Source organism: Streptomyces sp. R21 (assembly GCF_041051975.1).
GTDB lineage: Bacteria > Actinomycetota > Actinomycetes > Streptomycetales > Streptomycetaceae > Streptomyces.
This window is the reverse complement of sequence record NZ_CP163435.1, coordinates 9,689,424-9,702,325: the sequence shown is the minus strand read 5'-3', so window position 1 is coordinate 9,702,325 and position 12,902 is coordinate 9,689,424. Positions and strand designations below refer to the sequence as shown.

Genomic DNA, 12,902 nt, shown 5'->3' with positions numbered 1-12,902 from the left:
ACGTTGCCCGGGACCGTTACGGGCACGACTACTTCCGGCACGTCAGATCGTGCTCGGGCAGCCTGCCCGTGGCCAGATAGGCGTTGACCCGCTTGTCCACGCAGGCGTTGCCGTACTCGCCGTAGACGCCGTGCTGGATGGCACCCGGCACGGTGATCAGCCGGGATTCCGACCACTGGTGACGTATCCGGAGCGCTCCGGAGTACAGGGTGCGAGGGTCGCCGGTGGCGTTCACCAGCAGCGCCGGTACGTCGTTGTCGACCACGGTCGGCGCCTCGGCCGGAGAGCCCCAGAACTCGCAGGGGGAGATGTTGTTCGCCAGCGGACCGGCGAGTGGGTAGTCCACACGGGTGGCCTGAACGGCACGCCAGTAGCTGTCGATCCCGCGCCGGGTGGCGACATCGCCGCAGATGATGGCGGCCTGCACGCTGGCCGGCTGCGAGCCCGCTTCGGTCGTCAGGAACGTCAGCAGTTCGGCCATCTCCAGGCCCGGACGCACCCCGGGGTCACGGTCGGCGGCGCGTGCCAGGACCTGCACCATGGCCGCCAACGAGGCCCGGCGGTCATCGAGATCGCTGCCCAGTCCGCCGAAGAAGACGACCGGTACGAAGTGTTCGTCGAGCCGGAAGTCCCCGATCCGCAACGGCTTCTCCGCCGCGGCTCGTTGGATGCGGTCAACCGTGGCCAGCACGGCGTCGGAGGTGTCGCCGAGGCGGTACGTGGCGTTGCGGTCGGCCGCCCACGCGGCCCATGCGTGCAGGGACCGCTCGTTGGCCGGCTCGGCGCCCGCGAGCAGTGTCTGGCTGTACTCGTCGGGGTGGACGACGCCGTCGAGGACCATGCGGTCGGTGCGGCCGGGGAACAGCTGGGTGTAGACCTCGCCCAGGTAGCTGCCGTAGGAGTAGCCGAGGTAGGACATCCGCTTCGCACCCAGGGCGCCCCGGACCACGTCCATGTCACGGGCGGTGTTGCGCGTGGTGACGTACGGCAGTACGTCGCCGTTCGTGCGGCGGCACCGTTCGGCCAGGTCGCGCTGGATGGCGACGGATCGGTTGAACGCGGCCCGGTCGTGGCCGGCCGAGAAGATGGCAGAGCCGATGTCCCAGCCGCAGTCGAGCGGTGTGGAACGGCCCACGAACCGCGGGTCCATGCCGATCAGGTCGTACTTCCCGGCCACCTTGCCCATGACCGCGCCCATCCTGAGCGGCATGTCGAGGCCCTCACCGCCGGGGCCGCCGTCGTTGAACAGCATCGGGCCGACGCTGTGCGCCGGGTCGGTGGCCGAAAGGCGGGAGACGGCGACGGTGATGGTCCGCCCGCCCGGATCGGTGTAGTCCAGCGGCACGGTGAGGTCGGCGCACCGGGCGCCCGCCGCGTCGAGTTTCCGCCCCGTGGCGTCATCGGAGCCGAGGGCGCAGTCGTGCCAGTCGATGTGCTGGGAGTAGTACCGCCCGAGCCCCACCGGCTCCGCGGCCCCTGCCTGGGCCACCGCGGGTAACGCCGCAGCCCCCATCGCCAGTACCGCGGCACCGACAAGAGCTGTCTGTATTCGTGTAGTGGTCCGCATGCCATCGCACGCTAGGCCGTGGACGCCTGCCACCTCACTGCGGCTATCCCCCGAATCCCGCCTGGAGCCAGCCCCCGTCAGCACAACACAGGAAAGCCTCCATGGAACACATATTCGAATACGAGGTAAGCTGGGCCCATGTCCACGCACCTCCAGGCCTCCCTCTTCGACCAGACCGACGAGCTGGGCCTCGGCCCGCTGGACGGGGTGCGGCGCACTCCGCTCGGTGACGGGGCCTGGATCGACCTGCTGCCCGGCTGGCTTCACGGCGCCGACGCCTTGTTCGCACGGCTTGCCGACGAGGTGCCCTGGCGGGCGGAGCGGCGGCAGATGTACGAGCAGGTGGTGGCCGTACCGCGACTGCTCGCCTATTACCGTGCGGGCGACGCGCTGCCGCATCCGGTCCTCGACGAGGCGCGAGACGCCCTCGGCGCGCACTACGCGGACGAGCTCGGCGAACCGTTCACCACGGCCGGGCTCTGCTACTACCGCGACGGCCGCGACAGCGTGGCCTGGCACGGGGACCGCATCGGCCGGGGCGCGCGGGAGGACACCATGGTCGCCATCCTCTCCGTAGGAACCCCCCGCGATCTGCTTCTGCGCCCACGCCACGGAGGGGACACCGTGCGCCGCCCCCTGGGGCACGGCGACCTGATCGTGATGGGCGGCTCGTGCCAGCGCACCTGGGAGCACGCCGTGCCCAAGTCGACCCGTGCCACGGGGCCGCGCATCAGCATCCAGTTCCGCCCGCAGGGCGTGAACTGAGCAACGGGGGAAGGGAGTCGGCGCCCGAAGCCGCCCCCGGCGGTGACCGTGCGCGCACCGGCTCGAATTGTTCGGTGCGCGCGGGTTCCGCGGCGCCGGAGCGCGTGACCGGACCGTGAAAAGGGAAGACCCCGCTGCATGTTCGAGTCGGCGGAGTCTCCCGGAGCACGTTCCCTGCAACCGCTCTTGCACGATGTCGTCATCTGCGTCTCGGCGCCGGCGTTCGCGGCCTCCCCGCGCGACGGACAGCTCCGCGGTCAGCGGGCCGACGGCTTCTATGATCGCGACCGTCGGCTGCTGCACACGTTGTGCCTGCTGATCGACGACCATGAGCCGGAGCCGATCGGCGTCCAGCCGCTGGGCCCGGACGTCGTCCGCTTCACCTCGGTCCACCGCGATCCCCGGGACCGCACCGACGATCCGACGGTGATCATCGAACGCATCCGCAAGGCGGGCCACGGCGAGACCGTGACCGTACAGAACATCGGAAGCCTGCCCCGGGTTCTGCGCATCGAGGTCGCCGTCGCCTCGGACCTCGCCGACATCTCCGACGTGAAGAGTGGGCGCACACGACGGCTGGTGGCGACCTCCGCCACCGCGGACGGAGCGGGGCTCGGCTGGCGTTCCCGCACCGGCCACGCGCAGATACGGGCCGAGGGCCCCGCCCCGCAGGTCGCCGACGGGCCCGAGGGCGGCACCTTCACATGGTCCGAGGTGTCGCTTCCGGCCGGCAGCTCCTGGGAGATACGGCTGCTGGTCACCGGCCGTCCGGTGCCCGCCCCGGACGGCCATCCGCGCGCCCCCGGCACACCCGCCCCCTGGCTGGAGCCGTCGCTGACCGGGGACCGGCGGCTGGAGGAGCTGGTCCAGCGCGGCCTCGGCGACCTGCGCGCCCTGCGGCTGGTCGACGCTTCGGCCGAGGCGAACGGCGACGGCCGCGAGGACAGCTTCATCGCGGCGGGCTGCCCCTGGTACCTGACCCTCTTCGGCCGGGACAGCATCTGGGCCGCGCGCATGATGCTCCCGCTCGGCACCGAGCTGGCCCGCGGCACACTGTGGACCCTGGCCCGTCGCCAGGGCAAGGTCAACGACGTATGGCGGGAGGAGGCTCCCGGCCGCATCCTGCACGAGCTGCGCCCGGCCGACTCCCAGCACGGCCACGGTCTCAGTCTGCCTTCGCGCTACTACGGCTCGGTCGACGCGACCCCGCTGTTCGTGACACTCCTGGTCGAAGCCTGGCGCTGGGGTCTGCCCGAGCACGAGGTCGACGCGTTGCTGCCGTACGCCGAGCGGGCGATGCGATGGGTGATCGACACCAGCGGGCGGGACGAGGACGGCCTGCTGCGCTACTACCCGCGTCGCGGAGGTCTCGTCCATCAGTCCTGGAAGGACAGCGCGGACGCGGTCCGGGACGCGTCCGGGACCCACATCGCGCCGCCGCTGGCCCTGTGCGAGGTCCAGGGGTACGCCTACCAGGCGGCCGTCGGCCTCGCGGGCCTGCTCGCCGCGCGGCAGCGCCCCGACGAGGCGAGCACCTTGCGGACCTGGGCGGACACGCTGCGGAAGCGGTTCGCCGAGGCCTTCTGGATCACGGTCGACGACGGCCCGGCGAGCCGCTACGTCGCCATCGCGGTCGGCCGTGAGCTGCGTCCGGTGAGCGGACCCGCCTCCAACATGGGCCAGCTGCTGGGCACCGGCATCCTCAGCCCGCAGGAGTGCCGGGACGTCGCCGCCTGGCTCGACCACCCCGACCTCAACTCCGGCTGGGGACTGCGCAGTCGGTCCGCTGCTATTCCCGGGTTCAATCCGCTGAGCTACCACGGCGGTTCGGTGTGGACCCATGACACCGCCATCGCCATCCAGGGCCTGTGCGACGCGGGCTGCCATCGCGAGGCCGCCGCCCTCGCCGACGGACTCCTCGACGCGGCGGCCCACTTCGCCTACCGCATGCCCGAGCTCTACGGCGGCGACGCCCGCGTCAAGGGCTCTCCACTGGTCCCGCTGGCCTACCCCGCAGCCTGCCGCCCCCAGGGCTGGTCCGCCGCCGCAGGGGTGGCCCTGCTCTCCGCGTTCCTCGGGCTGCGGCCCGACGCCCCGGGCCGCCGGCTGCGCCTGCGCCCGCTGCCCACGGAGCTGTTCCCTCCGCTGCAGGTCGAGGGACTGCGGCTGGCGGGCCACGTCCTGTCCGTGCACGTCGACCGCTCGGGCGCGGTCGAGGTCCTCGGCCTGCCCGGGGACTGGCGAACGGATCGCGGCGAGGGAGAGGCAAGGGGTGCCGGCTAATCGTTCGGCGGTTCCAGCCTGTTCCGGTACACACGCAGCATGTCCGGCACATAGCACCCGGCCAGGTCGAATTCCGTGACCACGCGCTGTCTTCCGCGCTTTCCCATGAGGCGCGCCAGCTCCGGGTCACAGAGCAACTGCGCGATGCGCTGCGCCAGTTTGTCCACGTCCCGGTCCGGCACGAGGTAGCCGTACACGCCGTCCTCTCCGACGCATTCACTCAGTCCGCCCATCCGCGTCGCGATCACGGGACGTGCGGCGCACATGGCCTCCAGCGGGGCGAGCCCCATCGGCTCCTCATAGCTCGACGGATGAATCACCACACGGGCCCGCCGATAGAGATCGGGCATCCGCTCGACACCGGCTTCCTCGAAGCCGACCCGGCCGGCCAGACCTGCTTCGGCGATCAGGCCTTCCAAGTGCTTCCGGAAGCCCACCTTCTCGCCGTGGAAGTCGACCGAATCGGGGGTGTCCATCAACAGGAGATGCGGGTCCAGTTCCGGGTTCTTCGCGACCACACGCCCGATCGCCCGGATCGCCAGTTCCGCCCCCTTGTCGGGAATCAGGCGTGCGGGCAGGAGTACGGTGCCGGTCCGGGTCCCTGCCGTATGACTGAGTTCGGGTACGCGGAGATACGACTCGACATCGATGCCCAGATAGGTGCGGTGGACGTCCTTGATACCCAACTCCTCGGCACATGCGTCGCGAAGGAAGTCCGAGACCGCGAAATGCACATCCCATTGTCCGCAGGCCTTCGCGGCGAGAATGTTCTCCTCGCCCCGCCACAGGCTGTGATACGTGTGCACGAGCACAAGTTCGTATTCGTCCCGCAGCGACAACAGCGCCTTCGCCGGAGCCGTGGAGAAATGATGAAGATTATGGCCGTGCACGAGCCGAATTCCGCGCCGCTTCAGCTCCATCGCGAACCACAGGCGAAGATCCTCTTCGGCGTCGGGGGTCGCGGAGGCGGTCCGTGACAGATCCAGCCCTTCATGCCGCACCACCTCGACGCCGGGTTGACCGGGTGTCAGGGCATCGCGCGTTCCGGTGAAGACCGTGACCCGGTGCCCTTGGCTCGCCAGCAGCCGCGAGTACCACCACAGATGGGACTCGACGCCCCCCACCGTGGGCGGAAAAGCCCAGTGCACCAGGGCGATGGACAACCCCGGTGCGGGCTTCTCCGCCTGTACGTGACGATCCACGCCCGCCTCCGACCTGCCCTGGCCACCGTGCTCGGGCAGCCCCGGGCAGTACGGCGGAACATCCACATCCGCGAGCGGAAGACGCTACCGCAGTTTCACTGCCTCCCCGCACGCACACGCCGCCAACTACCGCTCCACTCAAGCGGGTTACGACAAACACATAACGGGAAAACTGTAGGCTCGTTGACTTTACTGCGGGTTGAGCGGCGCTGAAATAGCCGGTGGGCCCGCAGGGCGGAGATTCGGGGGAAGCGATGGCCGTACGGCGGGGAGGGCCGGGCAACGCCAGAGGTACGTGGTCGGTCATCGCCGTCCTCTCAGGGGTCAGCGCCGCCGTCACCCTCGCACTGGGCATTGTCGTCAAAGCCACCGACCTGCGCGGGCCGCTGCTGTGGTGGGCCGTGGGTGGGGCGGCGGCGCTGGTCGCCGTAGCCGCCGCGGTCAAGGACTACCACGACCGCTCCCGGGAGCCGATCGGCGCGGGCCTGGCCAGACCGCTGGGGGCTCCCCCGCACAAACTCCCGCTGCTGGGGAAGTACTTCACCGAACGCGCATTCCAGCACGACCAGATCACGAAGACGCTCAGGCCCGTGAGCAGCCGTGAGGGATTACTGCGCCGAAAGCAGCGAGGCACACTGCCCCGTGTATGCGTGATGTACGGGCAGAGCGGCGCCGGAAAGTCCCAGCTGGCCGTTTTCTACGCGCGCAAGCAGCTCGAACGGCACACCATCACCTGGTGGCTCAACGCCTCCCGCCCGGACACCCTGCGCACCGATTTGCTGGAACTCGCGGGGCACCTCAATATTCCCGACCAGGCGAACAAGAACGTCGTCCTCACGAAACTGTGCAACTGGCTGCGTGCGAACCCCGGCTGGCTTCTCGTATTCGACGACGCGCGACCCGATGACCCGGTGGTGCGTGAGCAGTTGGAATCCCTGAGCGGCGCCGGCGGCGAACTGCTCATCACCACCCGGGGTCCCGGCGGCTGGGAGGATCACTGCGCGCTGCCCATCGAACTCCGGGGTTTCTCACCGGCTGAGGGGCTGAAGTTCCTGCAGCAGCGGACCAGCAGCGCCGACGGAAAGGACGCTTCGGACCTCACCGCACTGGGCGAGCAGCTCGGCTGGCTTCCGTTGGCTCTGGAGCAGGCGGCGGCGCACATCGTCAAGGCGGGCGTGACCGTGCAGGAGTACCTGCGTGACCTGCCGCGCAAGGCCAACGACGAGGACACCTTCCGGCTCGCCATCGAGGAGATCTCGGCGACCTCACCCGCGGCGGTGGATCTGCTGCGGCTCTTCGCCTTCCTGGCGTCCCAGGACATCCGCAGGGTGCAGCTAGTCGAGCACAGTGCCGTGGTGCCCGCCACGCTGTGCGAGATGCTGAACGACCCGACCGCCTTGAGCCGCGAGGTGCGCCTCCTCGAAGCCCACTCGCTGCTCACCCGCACCGACGAGGGCCGCATCGGCCACGTCTCGTACGGGATGCATCCGCGCGTGCAGGAGCTGATCCGCGAGCGGCTCGACATTCGCGGCCGCCTGGCGTGGTCGCAGGCCGCGGCCCGGCTGGTCGAGGCGTGGTTCCCGGCGGAACCGGACCAGTTCGAGTCGCGGGCCGAGTGCGAGCGGCTGATGCCCCATGCAGAGGCGGCCATCGCCAAACTCGTGTGGCTCGACGGCAAGGACAGTGCCCTGGGGGCGTCGCAGGATCCCGAGGCGCTGGCCCGGCTGCTGCACCGGGTGGGCGTGTACCAGGAGACACGCTGTGAATGGGGCAGCGCGCTGCCGCTGTTCATGAAGGAGGCGGACCTGTGCGGGATCGGGCTCGGCAGCCCGCTCCGGCACGCCACGGCCAAACTGGCGGTGGCGCGGCAGCACTACCTGCTGGCCTCGCTCGGTGACGGCGAGACCGAGTGCCGGGAGGCGCTGCGGCTGTGCCAGGACCACGACGGCGACACCGACTTCCTGCTCCTCCAGGCGAGGTGCCAGCGGCAGCTCGGCGGCATCATGCGCGAGCGCAACCGCTTCGAGGAGGCAAGCACGGCGGTGCGCGCGGCGGTGGAGATCTACCAGCGGCAGGGGCCCGAGTGGGACACCCTCGACCGGGCCGTGGCGGAGCAGGAGATCGGCATGATCTACCGCAACGCCGGCCGCCTGCCCCTCGCCCTGAAGAACTACCAGCGCGCGTTGGAGTTCGTCCCCGACCGGGGCAACCAGGAGCTGAGCGAGTTCGTGGTATTCCGCGCCATGATCGAACGTGACCTCGGCATCGTCGACCAGGACCGCGGCGAGCTCGACAAGGCGCACACGAAACTGACCCACGCGCTCTCCGTCTTCCAGGAGTACCGCGGCAACGAGGACTTCGAGACGGCACAGGTGGCGAAGTTCCTGGCCGATGTGACCCGCCGGCTGGGCGACGAGGCGCACGCCCACGCGCGCAGAACCCGTCATCCGCTGCGCATCCGCAGGTTCCGCCGGACAGAGCGCGACCAACTCGCCCGGGCAGAGGCCCTGTTGATGCCGGTCCTCGAAATACACCGGAAGCGCCGGGCGACCGAGGCCCACAAGTACGCAGCCTGTCTCAACAAGGTCGGTTCGCTGCAACTCTCCCAGGGCCACGTCGACAGAGCCCGCCGCACGCTCGAAGAGGCCATCGCCATCTACGCGGAGAAGTACGGCGTACGGCATCACTATCGGGCCAAGTCACTGACCCGGCTCGGGCCGGTCCTGCGCGCCGCCGGGGAACACACCCGCGCGGAGCATGTGCTGCGCGAGGCCGAGGACATCTTCAAGGAGGCGCTGGGCCATGACCACCCGCTGCTGATGGCGGTCTACGAACATCTGGCGGACTGCGCGGACGCCCGCGGCGGTCACGAGGAGGCCGCGGCCCTGCGATCCGAAGCCAGGCGCATCCGCCATTCGCTCTGGCTCATCTGAGCCCCGACCGGACGCCACCGCGGTTCACGGCGTCAGGTGGGCCTGTACGAGCGGCGCGTAGCGGTCGGTGATGTCCTCGATGGCCGTGGCCCGCAGGTGGGTGCCGCGCGCGATGCCGTACATCACGCCGAGCCCGAGCAGGGCGCCTGCGGCGAGTTCGGCGCGCAGGCCCGCGTCGGGTCCGGTCAGCCGGCGGGCGAGGCGGTCGCTGACCTGGGTGCGGAAGTTGGCGCGCAGGATGTCGCCCTGCTCGCCCTGGAGCGGGGCGAAGACGATCCGCAGGAGGGGGTCGGCGCCCTGTTCGGTCTGACTGACCAGCAGATGGCACACCATGTGCCGGCCGAGTTCCTCGATCGGCGCGTCCAGCAGGGCATCGGCGTCGGCCTCGAAGGACATCACCCGGGCGAACAGCGCGTCCTTGTTCCCGAAGTACTTCAGGATCAGCGGCGGGCTCACTCCCGCCCGGTCGGCGACGGCCTTGAGCGTGATGTCCGTGTGGGCGTGCCGGGCGAGCAGGTAGCGGGCCGCGTGGAGGATGGCCGCTTTGGTCGCCTCGGCGTCGCGGCGCGGCGGTGCGGTGGCCGCGAGACCGGTGGGCGGGGTGGTCACGGTGCTCAGGCTCCTTCGAGCGCCTCGTCGTGGGGCGCTGTCGTACGGCCGCGGGCGCGTCGGGTGTCGCGGGAGGCGGGGTCGGCGGGGATGGCCAGGGCGGCGGCGCAGGCCACCAGGGCGACCGTACCCGCCATCGCGAAGGCCAGCAGGTAGCCGTGCAGGGTGGGCACCGGGATGCCGGCGACGAGGCCGGTGTGGTGAACGAGGACGGCGGCGACGGCGGCGCTGCACACGGCCTGGCCGATGGTGCGCATCAGGACGTTGACGCCGTTGGCGGACGCGGTCTGCCCGGCCGGTACGGCGCGCAGGATCAGGGTGGGCAGGGCGGAGTAGGCCAGGGTCGTGCCGGTGGATATCACGGTGGCGCCGAGGATGATGACCCACAGGTCGCGGCTGTCCGCGACGCGTACGCCGTAGCCGAGGGCGATGACCGCGGCCCCGAGGGCCAGGGTCACGCGTGGGCCGCGGGCGGCCGAGATGCGTGCGGAGACCGGCGAGAACAGCAGCATGGTGACGCCGCCGGGCAGCAGGCACAGGCCGGTCGCCACGATGGACAGCCCCAGTCCGTAGCCGGTGGCCTTGGGCGCCTGCACCAGCTGGGCGGTGACCAGCGAGTTGGCGTAGAAGGCGAATCCGGTGAGCAGCGCGGTCAGGTGCGGGAGGGCGACGCGGGGGCGGGCGGCCAGCTTCAGATCGACCAGCGGTCGTTCGGTGCGCAGTTGCTGGATCCACCAGAGGGTCAGTACGACGACGCAGGCGCCGAACAGTCCGAGGATCCGCCCGCTGGTCCAGCCCCACTGGCCGCCCTGCGAGACGCCGAGGAGGAGGCAGATCAGCCCGGCGGCGAGCCCCAGTGCACCGAGGGTGTCGAAGCGGCCCGGTTCGCGGACGGGCGACTCGCGCACCGCCCACCAGGCCAGGGCCAGTCCGGCCGCGCCGAGCGCGGTCGTCGCCCAGAACATGACGTGCCAGTTGGCGTACTGCACGATCAGTGCGGCGAGCGGCAGGCCGAGTGCGGCGCCGATGCCCACGGTGGAGCTCATCATGGCCACGGCGGATCCCGTGCGCTCCGGCGGGAGTTCGTCGCGCAGGATGCTGATCGACAGGGGCACGACGGCGGCGGCCGCGCCCTGGAGCGCGCGGGCCGCGATGAGGATGCCGATGTCGGAGGTGAGGGCGCACAGGAGCGAGCCCAGGGTCATCAGTCCGAGCGCCGCGAGCAGCACCCTCCGCTTGCCGTACATGTCGCCGGCGCGGCCGAGCACCGGGGTGAGGACCGCGCCGGACAGCAGCGTGGCGGTGACCATCCAGGACACGGCGCCCGGGGAGGCGCCGGTCAGTCGGGGCAGGTCAGGCAGCAGGGGCACGACCACGGTCTGCATGACCGCCATGAGAATCCCGCCGAACGCGAGGACCGGGACGGCCAGTCGGTCGCGCAAGGACGCCATGGGCACTCCAGGGAAGCGATATGAAGAATTAGGTGAATGGCGATTCACTCTAGCGAGTGAATCGCCATTCACCTAACCTGGTCGCTCCTTGCTCACCGTCCGGAGCGGGCCTGCACCGTGCGCGCCAGCCGTGGCCCCAGCCAGCGCTTGAAGCGGCGCAGCGTCTCCAGTTGCCCGGCGGCCCGGTCGAGGCGGTAGTACAGCTGCGGCGGGATGTACGGCAGCAGCGGCGAGTGGCGCTGGCCGAGCAGGGCGAACATCTGCGGAGGTGGCAGGCGGATGTAGCGCGGGAGGTTCTCGTACCACTGGGCGCTGTGGCGGGCCGCGCTCTGGATCGACAGGAGTGCGGATCGGCGTTCCTGCTCGTAGTGGGCGAGGGCGGCCGGGAGTTCTGGATGCTCGTTCAGCGCTCCGGCCAGGGAGATCGCGTCCTCCAGGGCGAGGGTGGTGCCCGCGCCGATCGAGTAGTGCGTGGTGTGGGCGGCGTCGCCGAGCAGGACGAGGTTGCCGCGGTGCCAGGTCCGGTTGGTGAGGGTGCGGAAGTTCAGCCACTGGGCGGAGCCGTCGGCCTGCGCCCGTCCGATCAGGGCGTGCCCGTCCAGGACGTCGGCGAAGAGCTTCTCCAGCAGGGCGAGACCGTCGGCCTCGCTCGCCTCGTCGAGCCCGAGTCCGGTCCACGTCGCCGGAGAGCACTCGATGACACAGGTGCTGTGCTCCTCGCTGAACGCGTAGCCGTAGCACCAGATCCAGCCGTGGTCGGTCTCCACGAAGGCGAAGGTGAAGGAGTCGAAGACCTTGGTGGTGCCGAGCCAGATGTAGGTGTTGCGGCCCAGCTTGACGTCGCTCCCGAAGTGCTCGGTGTGCCGTTGCCGCAGCACGCTGTTGACTCCGTCGCCGGCGACGACCAGATCGGCGCCGGAAAGTGGCTCGTCGGCGGTGATGTCGTGCTCGAACTCGACCTTCACTCCGAGGGATCGGGCCCGGTCGGTGAGCAGTTCGAGCAGGCGCCGACGGCCGATGCCGAATCCCTCGTCGCCGTGGTGCACCGTCGTACGGCCTCCGACGTGCGCGATCCCGTCGCTCCAGCGGACCGAGTTGTCTCGCACGGCGCGGGCGGATTCGGGGTCGTGGGCGTGGAGCTTGTCCAGCAGGGCGCCCCAGTAGGTCACGCCCCAGCCGTAGGTCGATCCGGCCGGGTTCCGCTCGTGGACGGTGATGTCGTGGGACGGGTCCTGGAGCTTCATCAGGATCGAGAAGTACAGGTTTGCGGGCCCGCCACCGACGCACGCGATCTGCACGCACACTCCTCGTTGTCGCGCAAAGTGGTCAATTGAGCACGAAGAGTAGCAGCGGGTTGGCGGGGCGACTGCTCGCCCGCACTGCGCGGGATCACGTCAGGTTGTGGACGTGAGCCGCGACACCCACTCCCCCTCCACCCCGGAGGATCTTCCGCGCAAGCGTCTTCCGCAGGGCGGAATTTGCTCTTCCGGGGCTCCAGGGCGTTCCACGCAACAAGATCATCCTTGTTCAATCCTGTATGACATTTACTCAATTGTCCGGATCGTAGCCAACCCGTTTCCGGAGATTTCCCCCGCTCCCTGATGGCCCGATAGGCATGCCGAGTCGTCAAACGAGCTGATTCCTGAGGCATATGCCGACGCGTGTGCCGCGGGAACGAACACAGGAGGTCTCCGCATGCCGGAACTCAGTCGTCGCCGAGCCCTCGGGGCAGCGGCCGCCCTGGCCGCAACTGCCGGTTCCCTGGCCGCCGCAGCCCCTGCCGCGTCCGCCGCACCCCACCACGGTGGGCCCGAGGCCTTCGACGAGGTCTACCGCGGCCGCCGGATACAGGGCCGCCCCTCCGAAGGGGGCGGCCATCATCACGGCGGCGGATACGCCGTGTTGATCGACGGTGTGGAACTGCACGTCATGCAGAACGCCGACGGCAGCTGGATCAGCGTCATCAGTCACTACGACCCCGTGGCCACCCCGCGCGCCGCCGCCCGTGCGGCGGTCCTGGAGCTCCAGGGCTCCCCGCTCGTCCCCCTCGCCTGACCCGACCCGGCATCAACAGACCCTGGAGTCACCGCAC

9 protein-coding genes are annotated in these 12,902 nt (G+C 70.2%); 4 read left to right on the top strand and 5 right to left on the bottom strand.

Going from position 1 to position 12,902, the window contains the following annotated elements:
* Positions 1–28 precede the first annotated feature (28 nt).
* Positions 29–1,567 (bottom strand): alpha/beta hydrolase, encoded by a 1,539-nt coding sequence (locus tag AB5J56_RS43445; protein ID WP_369241767.1) that lies wholly within the window; start codon positions 1,565–1,567, stop codon positions 29–31.
* 138 nt (positions 1,568–1,705) lie between these two features.
* On the opposite strand from AB5J56_RS43445, the gene AB5J56_RS43440 reads away from it, so the two are divergent.
* Positions 1,706–2,332 (top strand): alpha-ketoglutarate-dependent dioxygenase AlkB, encoded by a 627-nt coding sequence (locus AB5J56_RS43440; protein ID WP_369241765.1) that lies wholly within the window; start codon positions 1,706–1,708, stop codon positions 2,330–2,332.
* A gap of 186 nt (positions 2,333–2,518) precedes the next feature.
* The gene (locus AB5J56_RS43435) at positions 2,519–4,615 is read left to right on the top strand and encodes a glycogen debranching N-terminal domain-containing protein (RefSeq protein ID WP_369241763.1); all 2,097 of its coding nucleotides are present in this window, start codon (positions 2,519–2,521) and stop codon (positions 4,613–4,615) included.
* Here AB5J56_RS43435 and AB5J56_RS43430 read toward each other — a convergent pair.
* A complete protein-coding gene (locus tag AB5J56_RS43430) occupies positions 4,612–5,817 on the bottom strand; it encodes a glycosyltransferase family 4 protein (protein WP_369241761.1) in 1,206 nt (401 codons plus the stop codon). The two genes, AB5J56_RS43435 and AB5J56_RS43430, sit on opposite strands and share 4 nt — an antisense overlap.
* A gap of 254 nt (positions 5,818–6,071) precedes the next feature.
* Between AB5J56_RS43430 and AB5J56_RS43425 the strand changes: the two genes are divergently transcribed.
* Positions 6,072–8,750 (top strand): tetratricopeptide repeat protein, encoded by a 2,679-nt coding sequence (locus AB5J56_RS43425; RefSeq protein ID WP_369241759.1) that lies wholly within the window; start codon positions 6,072–6,074, stop codon positions 8,748–8,750.
* Between the two features lie 24 nt (positions 8,751–8,774).
* Here AB5J56_RS43425 and AB5J56_RS43420 read toward each other — a convergent pair whose 3' ends face one another.
* From AB5J56_RS43420 to AB5J56_RS43410, 3 genes are all read right to left on the bottom strand, one after another.
* The gene (locus AB5J56_RS43420; RefSeq protein WP_369243139.1) at positions 8,775–9,368 is read right to left on the bottom strand and encodes a TetR family transcriptional regulator; all 594 of its coding nucleotides are present in this window, start codon (positions 9,366–9,368) and stop codon (positions 8,775–8,777) included.
* Positions 9,365–10,810: an MFS transporter gene (locus AB5J56_RS43415; RefSeq protein WP_369241757.1), complete on the bottom strand. Its 1,446-nt coding sequence runs from the start codon at positions 10,808–10,810 to the stop codon at positions 9,365–9,367. The genes AB5J56_RS43420 and AB5J56_RS43415 overlap by 4 nt, the downstream gene beginning before the upstream one ends.
* Positions 10,811–10,902: 92 nt before the next feature.
* A complete protein-coding gene (locus AB5J56_RS43410) occupies positions 10,903–12,108 on the bottom strand; it encodes an FAD-dependent monooxygenase (protein WP_369241755.1) in 1,206 nt (401 codons plus the stop codon).
* Between the two features lie 397 nt (positions 12,109–12,505).
* Here AB5J56_RS43410 and AB5J56_RS43405 point away from each other — a divergent pair, with 397 nt between their 5' ends.
* Positions 12,506–12,865, top strand: coding sequence for a tyrosinase cofactor (locus AB5J56_RS43405; protein WP_369241753.1), 360 nt, complete (start codon positions 12,506–12,508; stop codon positions 12,863–12,865).
* The last annotated feature ends 37 nt before the right edge of the window (positions 12,866–12,902 follow it).